The organism is Microcoleus sp. MON2_D5 (genome assembly GCF_036701905.1).
Classification (GTDB): Bacteria; Cyanobacteriota; Cyanobacteriia; order Cyanobacteriales; family Microcoleaceae; genus Microcoleus.
In genome coordinates, this window is the sequence record NZ_JAUBRM010000020.1 from 14377 (window position 1) to 37248 (window position 22872).

Here is a 22872-nt window from a genome sequence, read left to right on the forward strand (position 1 = left end):
AGCGCTACAAAACCCACCCGGGTTTCGCGCCACCAAAAATACAAATTTTTCTCGCCCTCAATCTATACAAAATCTACCCGCGTAATATCGCTTGCCACTACGCCTCTGAGAGTAGCAAGAAGTTCACCAGTAATCGGGATAGTAATTAAAGCTCCGTCACCCGCTTGGGTTACTCTAATTTGAGGAAAAGTTAGACCCCGCGACAGTGTAATTAAATCTTCACTATCTTGAAAATCTACAATCACATCGGTTCCGCCGCCGGATTCCAATACAAAGCGATCGCGCCCCGCGCCGCCCATTAAAAAATCGTTGCCAAACTCGCCGGAAATCAAATCATTTCCGTCGCCACCGTCCAAATAATCGTTATCTCTGCCGCCGTACAAGAAGTCTTCGCCATCACCACCGGTGATGCTGTCATTACCTCGATTGCCTCTGAGAGTATCGTTACCGCGATTGCCGATAACTGTATCCTCTCCAGGGCCGCCGGTAGCAGTATTGTTGCGATCGTCCCCTGATAAATAATTCGGTTGTAAGGGAGCTAAACCGTATTGCATTTGTCTGATTAACTGCACAAAAGAAAATTCTGGTGCCGTTCTCAAACTCTCTGCACCGCCTCTGGTTCGGATTGGGATTGACACATTGGCCAAGGGAAAATTTAGGGCAGCGATAAATTCGTTAAAATCCGAGTCGTTGTTATAAGTAAATTCGGGACTGTTTAATTGTTCTACGGAAATTTGCCTCTGCAAAAAACCCACGGGCGGAGTAGTTAACAAATTTTCAGTTCGATGTTTTGCCAAAACAGTTAAGGGATTAATACTCGGGTCTGTAAAACTTTGGATAAATACTTTACCCGGAATAAATGCTTCCCCAAACAAGCTAACTACATCTCCGCTGACAATGTAGTGAGTGACATTTTTGTTGCCTGCCCTGCTGAGATTTCTCCGAAAAGTGGTGAATGTACTCGCTGACACTCCCGGAGAGTTGAAAGTAAAGATATCGCCGGTCAGAGATGTGTATTCGGTTGCTACAATTTGAGCGACTGCTCCGCCCCAACTGTGCCCGATGACATCGGGCAATAATTTGTTGGGGTTTTTACCTGTATTTTGACCGATTTCTGTTAGCCAGTTTTTGATATTATCTTTGTTCTTTTCAAATTCAGGTAAACCAATGTCCCGCGAGTCGGAAAAGATAGCGTCGCCGTCGATGAAGTCTGTACCTTTAAATACGAGGGCTGGCGGGTTTTCGGGATTGGATGAACCGAACCCGATCGCATAAAAGTTTGTTTCTGGGTCGTCGAATATGCGATCGATATAGTAGCCATTAGTATCTAGGAAACGCGAAACTTCATTGGCTGCGCTTGGCTTTTGATTCAAAAAAACAATTGATTTAGCCAGAGCTTCATAAACAGCAGGCGAGGCACTCATAATATTATCTTTTCTGTTTGTTGGTATTGGCGATCGCTCTCTTGTTGAGCTAAGTGCCCAATAGCAGCCATTATAGCTGACAAGATTTTATGGTAGACTTGATAATATCAACTCAAGAATCAAGTTTTTGCGGTTATGGCTATCATTCGTCAATACATTGCTCCATTTATAGCGATATTAGTATTTTTTGCGGCTCTGGTAGCAGTCAGCGCTCGCATCTTTTTGCCGGCTGACATGGCGGCCCCGGCACCGATTGAGGAAGCGATCCCCCAAAAGCAAGCGGCAGTAGTGAATCCAATTTTCTTGGGGCTAAATTATTCCGCTTTGCGTGTCCGGTGAGCTGATGTCTGCTCAATTAATACCGGGCTACGGGCTGCGCTCAGGATCTGGACTCGATCGGGCAAAACTGGTAAAGTTTATGCACCGGACTTACCGAGAGCTTTACCCGGATGGGGAATTGGAACATTTGGCTCAAACTGTCGAGCAGTATTTTTCTAACCAGACGCCGGTTTGGTGGGTAGAGTGCCAGAAAAACAGCCAGGAAGAGGCAGAAATTTTGCCGGTGCTTCCCTCGCAGTATCTCAATCCACAATCTCAAGTCCAAAATCTGACATCGGTTGTCGGATGTTTGTGGTTGGGAAATGCGATCGACCAAACCACCGGAGAACGCTACGCTCACATTTTTTTGCTGTACGTAGCACCGGAACATCGCCGTCTGGGGATCGGTGCAGCTTTAGTTATTCATGCTGAAAATTGGGCGCGCGAAAGGGGCGATCGGCAAATTGGTTTGCAAGTATTTCTGAGCAATCAGCCTGCGGTGAATCTCTATCAAAAATTAGGCTATCAAAGTCATTCCGTCTCGATGCTCAAGTCTCTTTAAAAAATAAAAGGTAATGTTTGTAGTAAGGACGAAGAGTTTTGATAGAGAAAGAAGCTAAAAACTTTGTGACTTTATTGGCACTTAAGTCTTGACTGCGAACTTTATGGAGGACTTCAGTCCTCACTATGAACCACATGAGGAATGAAGTCCTCCCTCGGAATACTTTTATTGGTATTATCCTAGTTGCTGTTGACCGTTGTCTGAGTTGCTCAGGAGCATCCTCAGTGCGGTAAAGTTTTTTTATGCACAATAACGACTACTCCAACGCCCTTGATACTGACACGGAACTGGAAAGCCCTTTGGATCAAATTTATGAATCCGAACCCCCGCTGCCAGATCCCGAGGAAATGCTGCCTTTGCTGGAATCCCCGGAACCTCAGCACCGGATGATTGCGGCGCGGGCTTTTTGCGAACTGCAGGACGATCGAGCAATTTCGCATTTAATTAATTTGTTGAGAGACGGTTGCCCCTTGGTGCGGGTGAGCGCAGCTTATGCGTTGGGGCGAAATCCGAGTCCCGATGCTGTGGAACCGCTGATTCTTCAGCTTAACTGCGACTGGAACGGTTACGTTCGCAAAGGGGTAGTTTGGGCCCTGGGAAATTGCAGCGACCACCGCACTTTGCCATCTTTAATTGATGCTCTGAAAACTGATATTTCGGCGGTGCGTTTGTGGGCGGCGAGTTCTCTGGGTCAAATGGCAAAAGTTGGTTACTCTGTGGTGATTGCTGCGATTCCGCCGTTGATTGAAGCGCTGCGGGGAGATTCTGTATCTGCTGTGCGAAGTAATTCCGCTTGGGCGATCGGGCAACTGGCCCGGGAATTGCCGAATAATATAGTGTACGCTGGGGCGATTGATGGTCTAATTGAAGCTTTAGAAGAAGATGAAGACATGGGCGTGCGGGAAGATGCTAAATCTTCGCTATTGCGAGTCGGCGACCCGCGCGGATTGCAGATAATTGAAGACTTAGAAATGGAAGGACTTTTGTGATTTAAACGCCCCCTTTACTAATTACCATTTACTAATTATGCCTTTCATCAGTGCTAAAACAGATTTTGGTTTCAAAAAAATCTTTGGTTCGCCCCAGAGCAAAGACATTTTGATTAGCTTCCTCAATGCTATGCTCTATGACGCACAGCCAACCATTGAAGATTTAGAAATTATTGACCCTTACGCCGCGCCGAGCGTTACTGGATTAAAAGACACTTACCTGGATGTTAAAGCCAAAATTACAGGCAACAAAACTGTGATTATCGAAATGCAGGTAATAAATGTAGAAGCTTTTACTAAACGGGTAGTATACAATGCCGCCAAAACCTACGCAACTCAACTCAGGCCCCGAGAAGGATACTCGAAATTAAATCCTCTGATTGCTTTAACAATTACGGATTTTGTTCTGTTTGAGAATACCGAAAAATTTCTCACCCATTTTGTATTTAAAGAACTCGAAGAAAACTTCGAGTATTATAACAGAGAAATCGAATTAGTGTTTGTCGAACTTCCCAAGTTTAACAAAGAACTGGAACAAGTCGAAAACCTAATTCAAAGCTGGATTTATTTTATCAAAAATGCTCCCCTCTTCGAGGAAATTCCCGAAAAATTTGCATCAATGCCCGAAATTCAAACAGCTTTTTCCATCGCCAGCAGAACTAATTTAACCCTTAAGGAATTAGAGGAATTGGAAAAGCGGGAAATGTTTTTTGAAGACCAACGTGGTGCTATTATTAAAAGCCGCCAAGAAGGCATAATTGAGGGGGAAACAGCATTAATCCTGCGTCAAATCGCGCGGCGCACTGGCGAAATCCCACCAGAAATTAAAACTCGCATCCAGCAGTTATCTCTGGAACAACTACAGGATTTAGGAGAAATCTTGTTAGACTTTACCACTCAAGAGGATTTGATAGCTTGGTTGGACTCGGCTTCAGCATGAATTTATAAGTTTTGCACTCCTGATACTAAATCCGCCTTTAATACCCCCTTCATTATTTATTTGCCGCAGGCCAACTGTGTTTGTGTAATAGCGGTTTCAACCGCCGAGTTTCTAATCTAATAAGTCAGGTTCCCGGCGCACTATCATGTCATAAAGCGGTTGAAAGCTAAACCATCCCATCCGGTGAGACCCTACTTGCTGCTGTGTAAAACGCGCACATTCTGGCTTGATGAGAATTGGTTTTCCCGCTGCTTCGGCCATTAACTGCGCTTGACAAGAACGTTCCATTGAAATAAACCACCAAGCCGCTTCATCTACTGTTTGACCTACTGTTAACAGTCCGTGATTTTGTAAGATAAGGGCTTTTTTCTCACCTAAAGTTTTGGCGATGCGTTTAGCTTCTTCGATTTCCAAAACAACTCCGGTGTAATCGTCAAATAAAGCTTGGTCTTCATAAAAAGAACAAGCATCTTGCGTCAGCGGGTCAAGCAGGCGGCCCAAACTCGACCAACTTTTGCCGTAGGGAGAATGAGCGTGGGCTGCTGCGATTACGTCGGGGCGGGCGCTGTGCACTTGGGAATGAATGGCAAATGCTGCTTCGTTTACGGGTTTATTTCCTTCAACAACGTCGCCTTTGTGGTTGACTAAAATTAGGTCGCTGACTCGAATTAAACTAAAGTGCATTCCAAAAGAATTGACCCAAAAATGGTCTAGGTGTTCGGGGTCGCGGACGGTGATATGTCCGGCCACTCCTTCGCTGAATCCGAAGCGGGCAAATAATCGGAATGCGGCGGCTAAACGCTGTTTGCGGTGGCGGCGTTCTTCTTCAAGTGAGTTGAATGTTGGGGGTTGAAAAGTGACTTTGGGGATTTTTATGGCAACCATATATTTTATTAGTGAAAAGACAGGAGGCAGAGCCTCCGAATCGGCATTCCCAGTCAGAGACTGGGAACGAGATAAATTTTGAATTGGGAAATTTGAATTGGGAACTGTGGGGCCGGGATATTGCCTGCCGTACTAACCTGCGATTTCACTGAGGCGCAAACCTGCGATGTTTTTGCAGTCAAAGGTAGCGTTGTTGCCGGGGAGACGTTCTATTAATTCGATGATTTGTCCGGCGGGGTTTTGCAGAAACCACTGGGTTAATGAGCCGGAGTTTAAAGGACGCTCTGATAGCGGTTTAAAGTTTTTGTTTTGCCATATTTTAGCAGCATTCTGCACGTTTTCGACTCTAATCGCGACGTGGTGAACTGCTTCTAATCCTCTTTCTTGCTGGAAGCGGTCTGTTTGGTCGTCGGCTGCGTGGGGCGCATCTAATACTACTAAGCCGCCTGCTGGCATTAATAAGGTCATTAAATGCAGCCACAAGTCGGAGGGAACATTAATGTTTTCCGCACAAAAGTTGAGCGGGAACAAGTCGGGGCCTTCAACTGTTTTGGCGCCGAAAGGGCGGAAAGATGCGGCGTAGTTTTCGAGTTCGGTTCGGCTGGGAAATGTGATGACAAAGTGGTCGATTGAAACTGCTTCGCCGTACAGGTTTGTCTCAAAAATCCAGTTGGTTAAAAATTCAGGATTTGTAAATTTTGGGTTAAGTTCCACCAAGCCATTTTTTTCTATCAAAGGTGAGTCCAGATGGCTGTCAGTGGGGTTCGGGAATTTTAGGGTTTTCAGCTTAAAGTTTTTCATGTGTTTGACCCCGATGTGGAAGGAGGCAAAACTGCGAATTTCTTCTACAGGCTCAACAGAAATCACATTTTGTGCCTCTTCATTCAAAAATAACACAAAATTTAATAATTGCCCGTCTAAATCGAGTTCATTTGCCGATCGCCAAACCGGCCAACCACGCCGTAGTCCAAGCACTTTGGAAGTTGAAACCGCCCGTCACGCCGTCGATATCCAAGATTTCGCCAGCAAAGAAAAGTCCGGGACAGCGGCGGCTTTCCATTGTCTTAAAATCGACTTCTTTGAGGTTGACACCGCCGCAGGTGACGAACTCTTCTTTAAATGCCCCTTTTCCTGCTATCTGATATTCGCCTTGAACGAGTTCTTGCAGGAGGCGATCGAGGGTTTTGTTAGATAAGTCTGCCCAGCGTTTTTGCTCATCAATGCCGATCGAACTTGTCAAACGTTCCCAGAGGCGGCGCGGCACCGGAAACGGACAGCTAGAGACAATCAATCGGTGCGACAACTGCGACTTAACCGCTAGCAGTTGCTGCCGCAAAACTTCCGCATTGTACTGGGGAAGCCAATTAACCAGCACAGGTGTTTTATAATGGCGATCGTGCAAAAATCTCGCACCCCAAGCTGAAAGTTTCAGTACAGCAGGCCCGCTTAAACCCCAGTGAGTAATGAGCAAAGGCCCGCTTTGTTCTAATTTAGCTCCCGGCAATTTCACCTTAGCATTAGGAACAGAAATTCCAGCTAATTCTTTGATTCTGCTGTCGGAAATATTAAAAGTAAATAGAGAAGGAACGGGCTGTTCTACAGTATTACCTAACTCTTTTGCCCACTTATAACCCGAAGGATTGCTGCCTGTAGCCAGAAGAATGCGATCGCACTTAAATGTCTCCCCCGACTTTAACTCAATTTCAAACCTAGGGGCGGTGTCTCCGTATTCGCCCTCTGCCGTATTTCCTGTTAATTTCTTTACAGAAACTACTGCATCGCCGGTGCGAATTTTTACGCCTGCATCCTCAGCAGCCCGGATCAAACAGTTAACAATTGTCCCCGAATCGTCTGTGGTCGGAAACATTCGCCCGTCTTCTTCTGTTTTCAACTTCACACCGTGACCTGCAAACCATTCTACAGTATCGCGCGGTTGAAATCGAGTAAAAGCACCGCGCAGAGCTTTCCCACCTCTGGGGTAATTCTGCACTAAAACACCAGGGTCAAAACAAGCGTGAGTAACGTTGCAGCGCCCGCCGCCCGAGATGCGAACTTTGGCCAGGAGTTGTCGGCCAGCTTCTAGTAAAGTGACGCGGGCCTGCGGGTAGGTTTTGGCACAGGTAATTGCACTAAAAAAACCAGCAGCACCGCCGCCGATAACTGTAATTTTGAGGATTCGATCGGACAAATTTTTTCTCGCTTATTCTGGTTCAAAATCGGATTTTTTCGCCCCACAAGTGGGACAAACCCAATCGTCGGGGATATCTTCAAAGGCAGTACCGGGCTCTATGCCTCCGTCGGGGTCGCCTACTTCTGGATCGTAGACGTAATTGCAAACTGTACAAACGTATTTTTGCATTTGCTTAACTCAATTTTATATTGTAAGCCTATAGATTGTACTTGACAACGCAACCTAGTGCAATATAGCAATCCTACTAAATGAGTCGTAAATTTTTTACCCCACCCCAACCCTCCTCGAACCCGCTCGCTCGGGAGTAAGAAATTCACAAATGATGCGAGGATTGCTATACCACTTTCAAAAAGTAATGAGACTTTCCGTAATTTCCAAGTCTTTACGAAGTAAGTCTTGCACAATTATAAAATCTAAAATCTAAAATCTAAAATCGTCAAAGCCTCCAGAACCGCCGTTCTAGAGGCTTGATTGTATTTTTTATTAGTTTAGTGCGATTGCCAGACTAGACTTTCGCTAAAGGCTTAGTCCAAACACCGTTTTCATCTTCTTCGTACTGCTGGTGAATGGCGTCCCAAGCGGTGTGTTCGGCTTGTATCGAGTCGTTGCTTTCATCAAATGCGGCGTTGTATGATTCCATAAAGGTTTTTTGAGCTGCTTCCGACAGGTGCGATCGCACTTCTGGAGACAAATCTGCCGGACTATTGCAGCGACCTTTAACTGCGCGCGGCAGGGTCATCTCGCTAACTGAAACTTCTTCGCCGCCTGCACTTTCTAGCAAGAGTTGAAATTCGCCCGATTTATCTGCGGGGACTTCTGCCATCACGAGAAATTCGCCTGCTTCAACGCGGGTTTGATAGATAGTTGCTTTGTCTTCGGGCATTCCCAAAGTGACTAAAGCGGAAACTAGACCAGCACCGGCCGAACCTGCGATCGCCCCGCTAGCTGCACCCAACAGTGCAGCGCCCAGCGGGCCCGCCGAGACTACTGTACCGACAAAGGGAATAAACAGCAGGCCGACGCCAGTTAGCAAAGCCAAAAAAGAACCGAATAAGGAACCAAAAATCGCCCCGCTTCGCAGACCGCCTAAAATCACATCTTTTTTAGTAAGAAAGCCGGCAATTCTAGTTTTAGACTGAAAGTTTTTTCCCATGACTGAGATGTGGTCGCGGGAAACTCCGCGATCGAGCAACCGCCGAATTACACCGTCTAATTGTTCTTCTTCCTTAAAGACGGCTGAAACTGTGCGTTCGGCTAAATATTCCTCGGTCATTTTTCCTCCTTGATGATTGGTCGATTAGTTTTGATAGTGTTCAGTATAGGAAGACACGGTAGGGCGATCGCATCGACCGCGAGATAGAGGTCGATTTATCGGATATAGTTTGAGGATCTATCAAAAGAGTTAAAGATTTTTTGAAGTGCGATTTCTCATCTATTAGAGACAGTTATTCAGATATAATATAACCTTTTAACTATTGCTGTTTTATTATATTTTAACTGCTCAAATTTATCGTACATTCCGATTACAAGCACTTTTTATCAGCGTTTTATGCTGCTATATCTGCGTCAATTTTGTCTGGCTTCGCCTAATATTAGGCTAGTACACCATAAATTTGCGATCGAGTCAAATGCGGTTTTTCATCAAGGATTTTTTCTGGAGTCAGCCCAGCATTAAAATCAATAGCAATATTTTTTACGGTTATTCGGGTTTTGGCAATGAGGGGGCGGCAGTCGCCAGTTCCCGGCGTGGTGACAATTAGCGTTCCAATCTCAACGGTAGTTGTCATATTTACCTCGATTGAGTTAACTTTATTCTATTGTAACGCAGCTTCATTTCTACCCGATCGCATTTATCAAGGTTAATCAATGCCACTAGCACCCCTGTTTCCTGTCGTTCATCCCATCCTCAAATCTGCTTTTCCCAGATGTCTGTGGACGGGAGATATCAACAGCCGAGAAATTGCCCTCACATTTGACGACGGGCCGCACCGTCAGCACACACCTCAACTGTTAAAAATTTTAGATAAATACGACATCAAAGCTAGTTTTTTCTGGCTAGGTTTTTGCGTGGACAGGCATCCAGAAACGGCTAAAGAAGTGTACGAGCGCGGACACTGGGTCGGCCTCCACGGCTATCAGCATATATCGTTTCCAAAACTCAAAACACACGAACTAAAACAAAGTTTAGAAGACACGCAAAAAGCAATTGCCAAAGCTTGCGATTTAGACCCAAAATTAATCCTGGACGTGCGGCCGCCCAACGGCATTTTTACGCCGCGAACATTAGAGTTATTGCAACAGTGGGAATATCGCCCTGTAATGTGGAGTGTCGTCCCGGAAGATTGGGTGCGGCCGGGGGTTAAGAAAGTTATTAGTCGCATCGTGCAGCAAACTGAAAACGGATCTATTATTGTACTGCACGACGGCTATTGCGGCGGCGAAGATGTTGCAGCTTCGGCGGATAAAATAATTCCATTGCTTTTGTATAAAGGTTACAAATTCGTGACAGTCGATCGCCTGTGGCAACAAATTTCTGCCTAATTGTGTCAGTGCGATCGCTACTCCGAACAAAGAAACCGGGTTTTTTAACCGAGATTAAGGGGTTTCAGCAAGTATTGTAATTAAAAACTCCGGTTTCTTGCCAAAAGTTCAATTTAGCAAAGAGGACGCGAAGATGGCACTAAAAGCAGACACTTTTTATAACCCGCCGCGCTTGGTAGGAGACGACACATCGGAAAATCTTACGCTTTCCGTGGGACAGCTTGCTAATTTTCCTGGTGGAGCCTGGTTGTTGGGTCCAGAGGATACTGTAACGGGTTCCTCAGATGCAGAATTGATTCTGGGGAATGCCGGTGACGATCGCATTTTTGGCAATGACGGCAACGATTCACTTTACGGCGGTAAAGGCGACGATTCGCTGTTAGGAGAAAATGGTGATGACTTACTCAAAGGCGAAGTAGATAACGATACTCTTATCGGTTTAGCCGACGACGACATTTTGCGGGCAGGCAAAGGTAACGATGCACTGTTTGGCAGCTTCGGCAACGATACTCTCAACGGCGATACTGGTGTAGATACTCTCACCGGAGACGAAGGTAATGACGTATTTGTACTCACAAATAAACTCGGCGGTTCTACTGTTGCTCTAGCGGATACTATTACTGATTTTGACAAGGGCGAGGATAAAATTGCCTTAGCAGAGGCGCTTGTGTTTGAAAATATCAGAATTTTGCCGGACTCTCAAAATCCAAACGATACTGTAATTCAGCAAGATACAGGGGAGTTTTTGGCAGTTGTAAAAGATGTTAGCAGTAGCACTTTAGAGCGCTCGGACTTTCTCGTTCCCGGCAGGTTAGCTTTTAGCGCCAATGATTTCATAACCAATGAAAGCAATATTTCCAATACTGTCACCGTGACTCGCACAGACGGCAGCGACGTTGCGGTCAGCGCAACAGTAACGCTGGATTATCCCAATCCATTTGTTGGGGCCAGCCTTCGCCCCTCAAACTTAAACGCTGCCTTTTTCCCAGTCAAGTTAGGTACGGTCAATTTTGCCGCTGGAGACACTACACCTAAAACTGTTAATATTCCTTTAGTCGATGATGCAATTCGTCATTATCCTCGATCGGCTTTGCTGACATTGACCGAACCCACAGGCATCACGAATATTAGCACGCAGAATACAGCTACATTAAAAGTTCTCGACGATAACAAACCGCCCTCTCCGATTCAAACCTTCGATTTCGTCAATGCGATCGCAGCCGACGGCAATAGACTGCTCCTCGGAAGCATAAGCATTGACAACAAAGCTCCAGGATCTGCTCGCTTGTTTGACACTAATACGGGGAAGTACCTCCAGACTTTTGGGCCACCTACACAATCTGTTTCCTTTGGTAACAACGTCGCTATAGCTGATAATAAAGCCCTGATTTCATCTGGCGGCAACGAATCATACCTGTTTGATACGAATACAGGTGCACTACTGCAAAGCTTCAGCACTGGGGATACCAAACCTTTTAGCTCCGGCACTGCTAGAAAAGTCGCCTTTGTGGGTAACAACGTCCTGATTTCTCCCACTCCAGACTTACCTTTCAGTTATCAAACAGTGGCTCCTGCATACGTGTTTGACTCCAATACAGGCGCGCTACTGCAAAGCTTTTTTAGTCCCATCCCTAGAAATCTTTTTCCGGTTGAATATGCAAATGCTGTCGAAAACAAAGTTGCGATCGCAGCCTCATCAAAACAACCGTTGGAAACATCCATTAATTCAGCAGTTTATCTGTTCGATAGCATAACAGGTCAACTCCTCCAAACTTTGCCAAGCCCAGATCCTGCTGACAATAGTGCTACTTTCGGTATAGCGATCGCAGCAGTTGGTAACGATATTCTCATAGGAGCGCCATTTGCCGATCGCGGTAGGGGTGCAGCGTACCTGTTTGACGGGAATACAGGCTCATTAATCCGAAAATTTTCCAACCCAAACCCCCCCGATTCCAACTTATACACAAACGATGGTTTCGGAGGTAGCTTGGCAGTTACAGGCAGTGATATTCTGATTGGAGCCAGCTCGTACGAGTCTCAAGGCGCTGTATATCGCTTTAACAGTACAACAGGACACCCGATCGAGACTTATTTGGGTACAGATTTTGGTTCCGTTTTGGGTAATGTTCAACCAGCTAGTTCCTTTGGGGATAACATCGCGATCGCAGGTGACAAAGTTGCTATCAGCTATTCTATTCCACGGTTCCGTGTATCAGGCGCTACTGCTGCTTTGTTTTAGCAGAGATAGTCAGAAACGAGGGTTTTTTACAATAGGACTTACGCATTCCCACCAAATAAACCGGGTTTTTCACCTAATTTGAGGGCTACAGCCAAAGATTTTCGTAAAAAAACCCGGTTTCTTTAATATGAGTGCATTAGTGCTGTAGGTTTTGGTATATTTGCGAATTATGAGGAGGCTGTTATATGGTTCGATCGCACAAAAGTCAAGCTGTAATTGCTTTCGTCGTAGCTTTGGGGATAATCATCGGGAATTTAATGTTTCCGGGCCTGAATGTAGCGCCGGCATTTGCTCAAGCCAAATTTAAGGATGTTAACGAACATTGGGCGCAAGCTTGCATAGAGGAGTTAGCGCAGAAAAAAATCATCAGTGGCTACTACGAAGACGGCACTTTTCGCCCGAATCGCCCCGTCAGCCGCGCTGAGTTTGCGGCGATGGTTCGCATGGCTTTTCCCGATGCCAAAACCGTCCGCGCTCCGATCGACTTTGCAGATATTCCTACAAATTACTGGGGTTTTAAAGCAATTCGAGAAGCTTATCAGACGGGTTTTATGTCTGGATACAGTGGCAGTATCTTTAACCCGACTTTGAATATTACCCGCTGGCAGGCTTTGGTAGCTTTAACCAGCGGCTTGAAATATACACCTACGGGGTCGGCGGCTGAGGTTTTGGAGGCCACTTTTGAAGATGCGTCGCAAATTCCCGAACTGGCAAGAAATGCGATCGCCGCCGCCACAGAAAAACAACTTGTGGTCAATTATCCTGCTGTTAAACAGCTAGAACCTACTCGGAATGTTACTCGCGCCGAAGTCGCAACTTTTTTCTGTCAGGCGCTGGCCAAACCCGGCCAAACTGCCTTAGTTCCTGCCGAATATATTGCCCAAGTTCCGGCGAATATCGGCCCGCCGAGAACAACAGAAATCTCGGAAGCGGGGAAAGTTAGGGCGGAAGTTTCTTTCGTAAAAGAAGCAGAAAATGCTAAAAATCTCCGCATCAGAATTATCCGCGACGGTAAAAGTTTATTAGAAGAACCCGTGCTGATTCCGACTCGTTCTCTAGTAGATAATCCAGACAAAAGAGCCAGCGAAGAAATATCAGAAGGACGTTTTTTATCGCTGCGAATCCGTGATTTGGACGGCGACAAGGAACCGGAAGTGCTGGCAGATTTAGTGTCAATCAAAAGCGGCGTCCGCTGCTGCAATTATTCGTTTATTTACCGCTACGACTCGGCAGCTAACAAATACACTCATGTCAAGCATTTCTGGGGCAATGTGAGTTACGAAATAGTCGATTTTGGCAAAAATGATATCCCAGAGTTTAAGAGTCAGGACGGCAGATTTTCCGAGGCTTTTACAAATTACGCTGATTCTCGCTTTCCGCTGCAAATTTGGCAGTACCGCCAAGGTAAAATGCAAGATGTTAGCAAAGAGTATCCGGTGGAAGTATACACAAATTCTGCTGAGCTTTGGCTGGAATCTAACAAGCGTTTGAGTGAAAATGGGGAGGTGAAGGGGGTTTTGGCGGCCTTCATGGCGAACAAGTATGTCATGGGTCAGGAGGCGGAAGGTTGGCAGTTGTTGGAGAGGGTTTATCAAGGACGCGATCGCACTGAATTCTTTGGGAAATTGCGGGAGTTTTTGGTAAGTACGGGTTATGCTAGTAAGTAGATTTGCAGGTCTTTAAGCGCAGATGAACGCGGATTAACGCGGATAGTGTCTGTAGGGCGGGTTTTACGAATAATATCTAATTTTAACTAACAATATTACTAAACCCGCCCCCACACAACAGATAACCCACGTCAATTTTTACTTCGATACTCATCCAAAAAATGTACAGGATGATTTACCGCTTTGTGGGGGCGGGTTTATTTAAATCTTTAGTTACAGCCACGTATTGTGGGTAAAACCTGCTATTACAGATAGCAGGAAAGTTGAGATTTCGATTTAAATCGCCGAGTTATATATAAAAATAATTTCCCACCACACTTTAGTATTAAGCTAATCCGCATTTAAATTGCATGGTAAAATAAATTTTCACTCTTGTGGGGGGGCAGGAGATCCCGCCCTCAACATATAATTTAAATGCACAACAGCTTATACGTCCCGATAGTGCCGTAAAATACATACTTTTTAGCAGCTAAATTCCCTATTCAAATATTCATCTAATTTATGCCCACATATTAATTTGTTTAAATAGACTAAATTTACTAACAAGGTGTGAAAAAATGCAAAGGGCTGTCGCTTTTGAGACCCTAAGCTAAAATAAAGATAAAATCTCAGATATTTAATCACTGAAAATGGTATACCCACCTGCACCTTGGAATCTGCAAGGTTATGCTGTTCAGACTTTACAATTGGTAGATGTGGCACGAGTGCGCCCCTTGGTTCCCTCTGAGTTAGAAATAGTCTCTTTATTGCCAGGAAAAACCCTAGGTGGCATTTATATATCCTCCTACGGGTTGGGTTCGGTGATGGAGTACAATGAGTTAATTGTAGTTAGCGCGATCGCCAATTATGCAGGAAAATGGGGCGCTTGGATTTCCCATATCTACGTAGACAACCCTAACTCGGTAGCCGGCGGACGGGAAATTTGGGGACTTCCTAAAGAATTAGCTCAATTTAGTTGGGAAGGCAGCGATTCGGTAAAGGCCGCACCCCTAGGCTACCGCGTCACAGTTAGCCAAGAAAACCGTCAACTGTGCAGCCTCAATTACAGCAAGCAAACTTTAGCCTTACCGGTGCCTTTTAGCGGAAATGTTTTCAGCGCTGACCGCAGCAATTTGCTGTTGTTTAAAGGAGGATTACAGTCTCGCAGCGGTTTGATTAAAGGCGAATTAGAGGTGGCAGAAGAAAGTCCTTTTGCCAGTTTAAACTTAGGCCAGCCCTTGCTAACAGTTGCCTGCGAAGATATGCGTTTAACAGTCGGTGCGCCGGAAGTTGTGGGAAACAGATCCCTTGAATTCAGTTATTAGCTGTAAAGTGCGGAGCTTCGCCGTCAACCTAAAAAAACAGAACAGCCAGAAACCCGGTTTCTTAAAGAAGCCGGGTTTCTGGCGTGGCGTATTAGTTTGAGCTACTTACTAATCTTTTTGAGGACTTACGCATCAAACGGCTAAAAACCGGGTTTCTTCCTAAATGCGTCGTTGCCGCACCCAATATTCTCCGAGAAACCGGGTTTTTTTCGTAAGTCCTATTTTTAAATGCCAGCCCCCGGAGCGGCTTCAGCACCCATTACTAAAACTGTACCGCGAAGGAAATCAATTTGTTGCTGAAAGTCCATCGCCTGAACCTTTCCTAATAAAGCTTTTCCTGCTTCTGGAAATTCATAGTCGGGAGGCATGGGTATAATAGTTCCTTCGTCCATTCCTAATGCTAGAAAATACCAAAAAGCCAGCTTGGTTTCAGGACTCATTGAGCCGTACATCCGGCTGATTTCAGTATTGGCTTTTGAGGCAATGTCGCGCATTACTTGTAGTTGTTCTTCGTGGGGCAGCGGTTTGACTTGATCGAACAAACCCTGAGCGATTTCGGAACCGGAAGCACCGGGAGCCGCTGGCGTTATTGACTTGCCCATTTCAGTGTAAACAAACCACAGCAAAGCTAATTGGTCGTCTACACTCAAGCTCTGAATATCTGCTTTTCCTTGGTCGTAAGCACCGGAAGTAGTAAATGTCATTCAAGCCTCCAAAATAATATGTATTGCTCAGCTTTCTTAGTTAGAAAACTTTTTTTTTTGCTACTTAGTTAAAGTACCTAATAAATAGTGATGCTAGAATCTTGCTTAAGGCAGATATGATCCCGGACATAAGTTCGTCGAGTAAACTCACCAAAATTTGGGAAATTTGCAACCAAAGGATGAGGCAAATTTGACAAGATTGTTGTGAGCGGTGTTCCAGATTAGCATTGTTTAGCCGATCGACGATCGCCTATAATCGCAACAGACCTGTATAGAGGTGGCTGTTATGTCGATCGCAACTGCAAAACGCTTCACCATAGCGGAATATCACCGCCTGACAGAACTGGGGTTCTTTGGTGAGGACGATCGAGTTGAGTTAATTAATGGAGAACTTGTGAAAATGGCAGCTAAAGGTACCGCTCACGAAACCTGTCTGAGAAGATTATTGCGGGAATTAAGCGCCATAGTAGCAGAGCGGGCAACTTTACAGTGTCAATCTCCCATCGTTTTACCGACAAACAGCGAACCTGAACCTGATTTTTCGCTCGTACAAAATCGCCCTGACGACTATCTATCCTCTCACCCCTGTCCAGGGGATATACTGTTGCTGATTGAGATTGCAGATTCTTCTTTGAGTTACGACAAACAGGTTAAGCTCCCCCTTTATGCTGAAGCCGGAATCTCTAACTATTGGATATTTAATTTATCACAAACTTGCTTGGAATGTTACAGCGAGCCGTATCAGAATGCCCCTGGCCAATTTGGTTATCGCAGGACGCTGATTTTTCTGCCCAACGAGTCTGTTAATCTGCCTTATTTTCACGATTTGGCGCTCGATTTATCGAGAGTGTTTCCGCCAACTATAGAATCCTGAAGGACTCTGATATTATTCCAAAGAAAATAGGCTGGCAAACAGCCAGCCTAGAATCAGGAGAACTTTATTTCAAACTCGTTGAAAATCTAGCTAAACAAACCAGAAATACCGTTGACTGCTATTGCTCCAGCCAAAGCCGAAACCACCACAGAAGTCAGAGCCGTACCGAACAGCCACCAAGCAGCAGTTGCTGCGGCTTCGCGCGCATCTTCTGCTTGCTGCTTGGTCTTTTTCTTGAGCTGTTTAATGCGTTTTTTGGCTTCATTTTGCAGGCGCTCCGATCGCAATAAAACGCTGTCCCGGGCTCCTTCCATTTGGTCAACAATCCGGTGCGCGTCAGTCTCGGAAATATCGGAACGAGAACTCAGCAGGGCAACTAAAGTACCGCGATCGAACTCGCCTAAACGCTCTTTAATCGCGTCAAATCCGGCCTGCGGGTCGTCAAACACTTTGCGGAAGTCCCGCTTGATGCCTTCGTAGTTGAGCTCTGGTCGATCGAGCGAATTGAGGTAATCCCGGATTTTCCCGAAGATACCATCCATTGCTGACTGAAACTTGTCCTGAACCATTTGAACTTGTTCGACAATTTGGTTGCGGACAGATTCAATTTGGTCGGCAATTCTGTTAGCTTCCTCTTCCGAGATGTCTTCCCGCTGCGACAGCAATGCTACCAGAGTCGATCGATCGAAGTGCTTCACGCGATCGCCCAAACTTTGCATCCCCATTCCCGGCTCGCTAAACAGCAACTGCAAATCGCGTTTGATGCTTTCAGGATTGAGTTCTTCCTTGTCCGTATTCCGCAAGTAATTTTCCAAACTTCCTTGGAAATCCCGGACTGTTTTTTGAGCGCGAGAAGCCAAGCGGCGGGGCGATTTCACGATGCTGCGAATCGAATCTTGCACGCGATCGATCGTCCGATCGATCTGTTCTTCGCTCAAATTTTCCCGCTGCGACAGCAACTTGACTAAAGTTTCGCGATCGACCTGAGAAAGTCTATCCCGAAGTGCCAAAGCACCCTCTTTGGGATTTTCAAACAATTTGGTCAAATCCCGAGTGATACCTTCTGGATCGAGTTCTTCCAGGTTTGTATTCCGCAGGTACTCGCCAATTTTTGCAGTAACTTCCTCGTACTGTTGCTTAGCTCTATCTGCCACCATTTGCGGCGCGTGGATAATGTTATCGCGCACAGATTCAATCCGGTCGATCGCCTGATTTATCTGTTCTTCGCTGAGGTCTTGGCGCTGTGACAGCAACTGCACCAGCGTATCGCGGTCGAATTGAGACAAGCGTTCTTTCAGCGATTTAAATCCGGCTTCCGGGTCGCTTAACAGGGTTTGAAACTCGCGCTCGATAGCTTCAGGATTGAGTTCTTCCTTATTAGTATTGCGGAGATACTCTTCTACCTTTTGCCGCAATTCTTGCGCTTTCGATTGCGCTTGCTCTTGCAATTCTTGAGCTTTAGAAATCACGCGATCGCGCGAACTTTCGAGCCGCCCGATTAACTGATCGGCTTCCTCTGGACTGAAATCTTCTCGCTGACCCAGCAACTGTACCAAAGTATCGCGGTTAAATTGGGAAAGGCGATCGCGCAAAGCCTCAAAACCAGCATCCCGATCTTCCAAAAGCGCTTGGAAATCCCCCTCGATACCTTCAGGATTCAATTCTTCCTTGCCGGTCGATCGCAAATAATTCTCAATCCGGCTCCGCAAATCTTGAGACTGTTCTTCACCAGCAGCAGCTTGCACTATTTCCAACACTTCTTGGCGGACACCTTCAAGCTGTTCGGCAATTTCCGTCACCTGTTCCGGAGCAAACCCCTCGCGGCGGCCCAGAATCCCTACAAAATAATCTGGATTAAACAGCTCTAACTGGCGCAAAACGGCTCCGGGAGAAGCTTCCGGGTCGTAAATCACATCCCTAAATTCTTGCTTGATTGTCTCCCGGTTGAGATGCCACGGTTGGGCATTCATCAAGTAGTTTTCCACATCAGCCTTAGCTGTATTGAAAGGCAGCGCAGGCACTTTGTCGCCCACCTTAGAAGCCAAAGATTTAGCTTGTTCCGTCCCTTTGGCTGTCAGTTGCTGCAACTGACCAGTGATTTTTTCAACATCCAAATCAGACAAATCTGTCCGCGACAAAACAGTGTTCACAAGAGATCCCACACCCAACTGCATTGCTCGCTTCATGCCGCTGCTGGATTCCGATTTGTTTTCCCTACTTTCCAGAATTTGAGACAGCTTGGCGTTGAGTTCGTCAGACTTCAGCAAATCGGGAGCCGCAAACTTGAGAAAATCAACCAACTCGAAATTCGGGTCTTTCTGCTCTTGCTGCTTGCCGAAAGTTTGCTTCCAAACGCCTTCGAGTTGGTCAGAAATTTGATTTATTTCCTCGGCAGAAAAGTCTGTGCGACTCTTAACTAAATCCACAAAAGTCTGGCGGTTAACATTCTTCAGAAGGTCGCTTCCCGCAAGAGATTTGATATCTGCATCGCCCAGCAACTTTTCAAATTGACCGCGAATTTCCTTAACATCTAGTTTCGGTAACTGCAAAGAACCCACATAATCTTGCAGTGTTTCGCGAATGCTATCCGGGTCTACCGCCGAACTCAACTCGCGGCGTACAGCGGCAACAGATGCCTCTACAGTATTGACCATTTGGTCGTTGGCCATCTTGCCGCCGATCGCAGCACCAGCAGTACCCATGACACCTTGAACCCCTGAAAAAGCAGTTTTTATCAAGGAACCGATCATGGAACCGACGGCGCTAGAACCGAGCCACACCAGCGTTAAAAAGTACGCCGACCAAATGACTACACCAATAATTGCCGCTCCGTCTACCGAGGCAATTGAAGTTAGTTTGACGGCCAGAAAACAAGCCAAAAATAAAGCCAGGTTAACGGTGACTAAAATCCAACCCCCAACTAAACCTTCGATTTTCCGAACTTTAGTGCCTAAACTTTCGGACTCATCATCATCGTCACCGTCGGGTAAAGCCTCGTCCCAATTTGAGATTTTGGCGGCGATCGAGAAATTTGTTAACAGGAATTGGAAGCCGAAAGCCATAATGACTCCGGCGATTAATGCCACGAAAAACTGAGGGCTTAAAAACATCAGCCCTCCGATATCGGGGTGGTCAAATGGCACATCTATTTCTACTGGCATTTGGGAAATACTGAGTTTGGGACTGTACAGCGACATTAATAACTCGCTTTCTAACATAAATTACCTCCTACACTTTTATGCCGAGTTAGGCATAGCAAAACTTGACCCCAACTTTCTTTAGAGGGGATTTTGTAATCTTTAGATTGTGGTTTGTTTTGGTCAGGCTTAATCTTACGGAAGCCCTTATTAGTGAAATTTGGATGAGCCGTAAATCACTTCTCTAGTGATCTCATCCTTAATTGTTATTATGCCTGCAGAAGGTAAAAAATAAATCCGTCTAAAGTCAGAAATTAGTTTTTATGCGACTGGTAGCAGCAGAGTTCGCATAAAAGGGGCAAGTTTGAGGCGGGGGGCGATCGCCACCCATTATCAATAGTAGTAAAGTGATCTTCGGTGCACCCAGATATCGTATAGTGCGTTACCGATTTAGGATTCAGTTTGATTTTTAGGCTCAAAACGAGCTAATAATTCCGAGCGCTCGATCTGGATAATTAGCCGCGTGCGATCGAGGGTTTCTAAATCTAATTACAGGCAATTCAACAAACATGATATCGGGTGCGCCGCCGCCTAGGCTACGAATTTTTGCCGCAGCATTTACCCTCACAGTTCCGAATGCTGCGAATACAGCCGTACTCCTCGAAACGTTGACTGTGTTTGCGAACAGTAGGATAGGCCAGTAAATTGAAAGGAATTCCGGTTAGTTTGTAAAACAATCGACCAGCAGCATGAACAATATCCCAAATTTCGCTTAAATTAGGTTCTCGAACAAATTCTCCTATTTCATCTTTTAAGGCCCGCCACTGAGATTGCACCGTAGGAGAGTGACAATTATCAAATACTGCCATACCTTTTTCGTAGTTTGCCCAAATTTTATTCATATATTTAATCAAATCCGGCTCACGTCTGATAATATCAGAAGTTAATCTAAGATTACAATCATCCGGTATTTTAAGGAAATCAGCCATGCGACTCTCTCAAATGCTTTTTGTTACCCTGCGTGAAGACCCGGCAGAAGCAGAAATTCCCAGCCACAAACTATTACTCCGTGCCGGATACATCCGGCGCATCGGTAGCGGTATTTACGCTTACCTCCCATTAATGTGGCGAGTTCTCAAAAAAGTCTCTCAAATTGTGCGCGAAGAAATGGACGCTACCGGCGCTCAAGAATGCCTCCTCCCGCAATTGCAACCAGCCGATTTGTGGCGGGAATCCGGCCGCTGGGATACCTATACTCAAGCTGAAGGTATTATGTTTGCAATGACAGACAGGCAGCAGCGAGAATTGGGACTGGGCCCAACGCACGAAGAAGTAATTACTACAATTGCTAAAGATATGATTCGTTCCTATCGGCAATTGCCTGTACATCTATATCAAATTCAAACTAAGTTTCGCGATGAAATTCGCCCGCGTTTCGGGTTGATGCGCGGTCGCGAATTCATTATGAAAGATGGCTATTCTTTCCACACTAACGAAGAAAGCCTGAAAAAAACTTATCAGGATATGGCTCAAGCTTATAGCAATATGCTGCGCCGCTCTGGCTTGCAATTCCGAGCCGTAGATGCTGATTCGGGAGCAATTGGCGGTTCTGGTTCCCAAGAGTTTATGGTGTTGGCTGAAGCGGGAGAAGATGAAGTTCTTTATACTGAAGACGGTCAGTATGCAGCTAATGTGGAAAAGGCTGTCTCGATGCCTGCGGATGCGGAACCGTCGCCATTTGCAACTTTTGAAAAGCGGGAAACGCCGGGAACTGAAACAATTGATAAACTTTGCAAGTTTTTGAAATGTTCTCCGACGCAAGTTGTCAAAAATGTGCTTTACCAGGCTGTTTACGATAATGGCATTACAGTCTTGGTATTGGTAAGCATTCGCGGCGACCAAGAGGTGAATCAGGTAAAGTTGCTGAATGAATTGACGAAGTTAGCGGGCAATTATCAAGCTAAAACAGTTTTATTTTTGACTGTTCCGGATGCGGAAGCTCAGCGGAAATGGGCTGCTAAATCTTTACCTCTCGGTTATATGGCTCCCGATGTTGCTGATGATTATATCGCTGGGAGCAAGGAGGTAAACTCTAAGTTTTTGCGTTTAGTCGATCGCACCGCAGTTGACCTGACAAACTTTGTCACCGGTTCAAACGAATCAGGATATCACGTTGTCGGGGCCAATTGGAACAAAGAATTTCCCCTGCCAGCAACGGTTGTGGGTGTCAGAACAGCCAAAAAGGGCGATCGGGCCGTGCACAACCCCGAACAAACCTTGCAAAGCGCCAGAGGCATCGAAGTCGGCCACATCTTCCAATTAGGCACAAAATACTCCCAAGCAATGGGCGCCACCTACACCAGCGAACAAGGCGAAGAAATGCCCTTTATGATGGGCTGCTACGGCGTCGGCGTGTCGCGGCTAGCTCAATCGGCCGTAGAACAATCCTACGACAAAGACGGGATAATTTGGCCAGTGGCGATCGCCCCGTATCACGCCATCATTAGCATCCCCAATATTTCCGACGCCCAACAAGTAGAAGTCGCCGAAAAACTCTACGCAGAACTCAACCAATCTGGCATTGAAACCTTGCTAGATGACCGCGACGAACGGGCCGGAGTTAAATTCAAAGATGCCGATTTAATCGGCATTCCCTATCGGATTGTTCCGGGTCGTTCGCTGAAAGCAGGCAAAGTTGAAGTCGTGGAAAGAGCAACTCACAAATCCCACGAAATTCTCATTGATGAAGTAAATTCTACGTTGAAACAGTGGATTGAAGCCGCCGTCAGCTAAGACTTTTTAAGCAGTAAGGTGCGCGCTGCACCTAGATTTAGGATCGCAATCTGCGCGGTGTACACCCTACATTAGCTCCCCTTTTGGGAGCATCTCACTGAAAGCACTCCAGCTAGAAATTGGAGTTTGGAGGCAAGAGACAGGAGGCAGGAGGCAGAATGCAGGAGGAAAGAGGAAGAAAGAAGAAGCCACAAGAAGTGTTTTTACAAATATGAGATGCTCCCCCCTCTTCCCTCTTCCTTCTTCCTTCTTCCCTCTTCCTGACATCCATTACATCCGTTACATCCGTTACATCCGTTACAGA

Annotated in this window: 20 protein-coding genes; 10 read left to right on the forward strand and 10 right to left on the reverse strand. The window is 45.9% G+C overall.

The features are described 5' to 3' along the window. Positions 1-62 precede the first annotated feature (62 nt). Positions 63-1424, reverse strand: coding sequence for a calcium-binding protein (locus QUA47_RS09570; RefSeq protein ID WP_333430582.1), 1362 nt, complete (start codon positions 1422-1424; stop codon positions 63-65). Between the two features lie 135 nt (positions 1425-1559). Here QUA47_RS09570 and QUA47_RS09575 point away from each other — a divergent pair, with 135 nt between their 5' ends. The 4 genes from QUA47_RS09575 (at position 1560) to QUA47_RS09590 (ending at position 4233) form a co-directional block, all read left to right on the forward strand. Next, entirely contained in the window at positions 1560-1763 is a 204-nt protein-coding gene (locus QUA47_RS09575) for a hypothetical protein (protein ID WP_190663521.1), read from the forward strand. 4 nt (positions 1764-1767) lie between these two features. Further along, entirely contained in the window at positions 1768-2304 is a 537-nt protein-coding gene (locus tag QUA47_RS09580) for a GNAT family N-acetyltransferase (protein WP_333430583.1), read from the forward strand. Between the two features lie 242 nt (positions 2305-2546). Beyond that, on the forward strand, positions 2547-3293 hold the full coding sequence (locus tag QUA47_RS09585; protein ID WP_333348192.1) for a HEAT repeat domain-containing protein: 747 nt from the start codon (positions 2547-2549) through the stop codon (positions 3291-3293). A 37-nt stretch (positions 3294-3330) separates the two neighbouring features. Further along, positions 3331-4233 (forward strand): Rpn family recombination-promoting nuclease/putative transposase, encoded by a 903-nt coding sequence (locus tag QUA47_RS09590; protein ID WP_333430584.1) that lies wholly within the window; start codon positions 3331-3333, stop codon positions 4231-4233. A 111-nt stretch (positions 4234-4344) separates the two neighbouring features. Here the strand turns inward: QUA47_RS09590 and QUA47_RS09595 are convergent, their stop codons facing one another. The 6 genes from QUA47_RS09595 to QUA47_RS09620 all read right to left on the reverse strand — a co-directional run bounded on the left by QUA47_RS09595 (position 4345) and on the right by QUA47_RS09620 (position 9096). Continuing rightward, positions 4345-5118 (reverse strand): class II aldolase/adducin family protein, encoded by a 774-nt coding sequence (locus QUA47_RS09595; protein WP_333430585.1) that lies wholly within the window; start codon positions 5116-5118, stop codon positions 4345-4347. A 132-nt stretch (positions 5119-5250) separates the two neighbouring features. Next, positions 5251-6093 (reverse strand): hypothetical protein, encoded by an 843-nt coding sequence (locus QUA47_RS09600; RefSeq protein ID WP_333430586.1) that lies wholly within the window; start codon positions 6091-6093, stop codon positions 5251-5253. Continuing rightward, on the reverse strand, positions 6047-7306 hold the full coding sequence (locus QUA47_RS09605) for an NAD(P)/FAD-dependent oxidoreductase (RefSeq protein WP_445302497.1): 1260 nt from the start codon (positions 7304-7306) through the stop codon (positions 6047-6049). The genes QUA47_RS09600 and QUA47_RS09605 overlap by 47 nt, the downstream gene beginning before the upstream one ends. Before the next feature lie 12 nt (positions 7307-7318). Further along, entirely contained in the window at positions 7319-7477 is a 159-nt protein-coding gene (gene rd / locus QUA47_RS09610) for a rubredoxin (protein WP_333313874.1), read from the reverse strand. Positions 7478-7814: 337 nt separating this feature from the next. Next, positions 7815-8582 (reverse strand): ChaB family protein, encoded by a 768-nt coding sequence (locus QUA47_RS09615; RefSeq protein WP_333430587.1) that lies wholly within the window; start codon positions 8580-8582, stop codon positions 7815-7817. 319 nt (positions 8583-8901) lie between these two features. After that, positions 8902-9096, reverse strand: a complete 195-nt coding sequence (locus tag QUA47_RS09620) for a DUF433 domain-containing protein (RefSeq protein ID WP_333430588.1) — start codon at positions 9094-9096, stop codon at positions 8902-8904. Between the two features lie 79 nt (positions 9097-9175). Between QUA47_RS09620 and QUA47_RS09625 the strand changes: the two genes are divergently transcribed. The 4 genes from QUA47_RS09625 to QUA47_RS09640 all read left to right on the forward strand — a co-directional run bounded on the left by QUA47_RS09625 (position 9176) and on the right by QUA47_RS09640 (position 15060). Then, the gene (locus QUA47_RS09625; RefSeq protein ID WP_333430589.1) at positions 9176-9850 is read left to right on the forward strand and encodes a polysaccharide deacetylase family protein; all 675 of its coding nucleotides are present in this window, start codon (positions 9176-9178) and stop codon (positions 9848-9850) included. A gap of 133 nt (positions 9851-9983) precedes the next feature. Then, positions 9984-12089 carry a M10 family metallopeptidase C-terminal domain-containing protein gene (locus tag QUA47_RS09630; protein ID WP_333430590.1) on the forward strand — a complete coding sequence of 702 codons (2106 nt, stop codon included), beginning with the start codon at positions 9984-9986 and terminating at the stop codon, positions 12087-12089. A 185-nt stretch (positions 12090-12274) separates the two neighbouring features. After that, a complete protein-coding gene (locus QUA47_RS09635; RefSeq protein WP_333430591.1) occupies positions 12275-13756 on the forward strand; it encodes an S-layer homology domain-containing protein in 1482 nt (493 codons plus the stop codon). A 629-nt stretch (positions 13757-14385) separates the two neighbouring features. Then, a complete protein-coding gene (locus QUA47_RS09640) occupies positions 14386-15060 on the forward strand; it encodes an acetoacetate decarboxylase family protein (RefSeq protein WP_333430592.1) in 675 nt (224 codons plus the stop codon). Between the two features lie 224 nt (positions 15061-15284). Here QUA47_RS09640 and QUA47_RS09645 read toward each other — a convergent pair whose 3' ends face one another. Next, positions 15285-15764 (reverse strand): orange carotenoid protein N-terminal domain-containing protein, encoded by a 480-nt coding sequence (locus tag QUA47_RS09645; protein WP_242724798.1) that lies wholly within the window; start codon positions 15762-15764, stop codon positions 15285-15287. A 286-nt stretch (positions 15765-16050) separates the two neighbouring features. On the opposite strand from QUA47_RS09645, the gene QUA47_RS09650 reads away from it, so the two are divergent. Next, positions 16051-16638: a Uma2 family endonuclease gene (locus tag QUA47_RS09650; protein WP_172186032.1), complete on the forward strand. Its 588-nt coding sequence runs from the start codon at positions 16051-16053 to the stop codon at positions 16636-16638. An 86-nt stretch (positions 16639-16724) separates the two neighbouring features. On the opposite strand, the gene QUA47_RS09655 is transcribed toward QUA47_RS09650, so the two are convergent. Then, positions 16725-19856 carry an MFS transporter gene (locus tag QUA47_RS09655; RefSeq protein WP_333430593.1) on the reverse strand — a complete coding sequence of 1044 codons (3132 nt, stop codon included), beginning with the start codon at positions 19854-19856 and terminating at the stop codon, positions 16725-16727. A gap of 515 nt (positions 19857-20371) precedes the next feature. Then, positions 20372-20677, reverse strand: coding sequence for a hypothetical protein (locus tag QUA47_RS09660; protein WP_333430594.1), 306 nt, complete (start codon positions 20675-20677; stop codon positions 20372-20374). A gap of 85 nt (positions 20678-20762) precedes the next feature. On the opposite strand from QUA47_RS09660, the gene proS reads away from it, so the two are divergent. Then, positions 20763-22568 carry a proline--tRNA ligase gene (proS, locus tag QUA47_RS09665; protein WP_333430595.1) on the forward strand — a complete coding sequence of 602 codons (1806 nt, stop codon included), beginning with the start codon at positions 20763-20765 and terminating at the stop codon, positions 22566-22568. Positions 22569-22872: the final 304 nt, after the last annotated feature.

Coding starts and splice junctions, on each gene's coding strand:
- QUA47_RS09570 (WP_333430582.1), bottom strand. CDS start 1,424: ATGAGTGCCTCGCCTGCTGTTTATGAAGCTCTGGCTAAATCAATTGTT.
- QUA47_RS09575 (WP_190663521.1), top strand. CDS start 1,560: ATGGCTATCATTCGTCAATACATTGCTCCATTTATAGCGATATTAGTA.
- QUA47_RS09580 (WP_333430583.1), top strand. CDS start 1,768: ATGTCTGCTCAATTAATACCGGGCTACGGGCTGCGCTCAGGATCTGGA.
- QUA47_RS09585 (WP_333348192.1), top strand. CDS start 2,547: ATGCACAATAACGACTACTCCAACGCCCTTGATACTGACACGGAACTG.
- QUA47_RS09590 (WP_333430584.1), top strand. CDS start 3,331: ATGCCTTTCATCAGTGCTAAAACAGATTTTGGTTTCAAAAAAATCTTT.
- QUA47_RS09595 (WP_333430585.1), bottom strand. CDS start 5,118: ATGGTTGCCATAAAAATCCCCAAAGTCACTTTTCAACCCCCAACATTC.
- rd (WP_333313874.1), bottom strand. CDS start 7,477: ATGCAAAAATACGTTTGTACAGTTTGCAATTACGTCTACGATCCAGAA.
- QUA47_RS09615 (WP_333430587.1), bottom strand. CDS start 8,582: ATGACCGAGGAATATTTAGCCGAACGCACAGTTTCAGCCGTCTTTAAG.
- QUA47_RS09620 (WP_333430588.1), bottom strand. CDS start 9,096: ATGACAACTACCGTTGAGATTGGAACGCTAATTGTCACCACGCCGGGA.
- QUA47_RS09625 (WP_333430589.1), top strand. CDS start 9,176: ATGCCACTAGCACCCCTGTTTCCTGTCGTTCATCCCATCCTCAAATCT.
- QUA47_RS09630 (WP_333430590.1), top strand. CDS start 9,984: ATGGCACTAAAAGCAGACACTTTTTATAACCCGCCGCGCTTGGTAGGA.
- QUA47_RS09635 (WP_333430591.1), top strand. CDS start 12,275: ATGGTTCGATCGCACAAAAGTCAAGCTGTAATTGCTTTCGTCGTAGCT.
- QUA47_RS09640 (WP_333430592.1), top strand. CDS start 14,386: ATGGTATACCCACCTGCACCTTGGAATCTGCAAGGTTATGCTGTTCAG.
- QUA47_RS09645 (WP_242724798.1), bottom strand. CDS start 15,764: ATGACATTTACTACTTCCGGTGCTTACGACCAAGGAAAAGCAGATATT.
- QUA47_RS09650 (WP_172186032.1), top strand. CDS start 16,051: ATGTCGATCGCAACTGCAAAACGCTTCACCATAGCGGAATATCACCGC.
- QUA47_RS09655 (WP_333430593.1), bottom strand. CDS start 19,856: ATGTTAGAAAGCGAGTTATTAATGTCGCTGTACAGTCCCAAACTCAGT.
- QUA47_RS09660 (WP_333430594.1), bottom strand. CDS start 20,677: ATGAATAAAATTTGGGCAAACTACGAAAAAGGTATGGCAGTATTTGAT.
- proS (WP_333430595.1), top strand. CDS start 20,763: ATGCGACTCTCTCAAATGCTTTTTGTTACCCTGCGTGAAGACCCGGCA.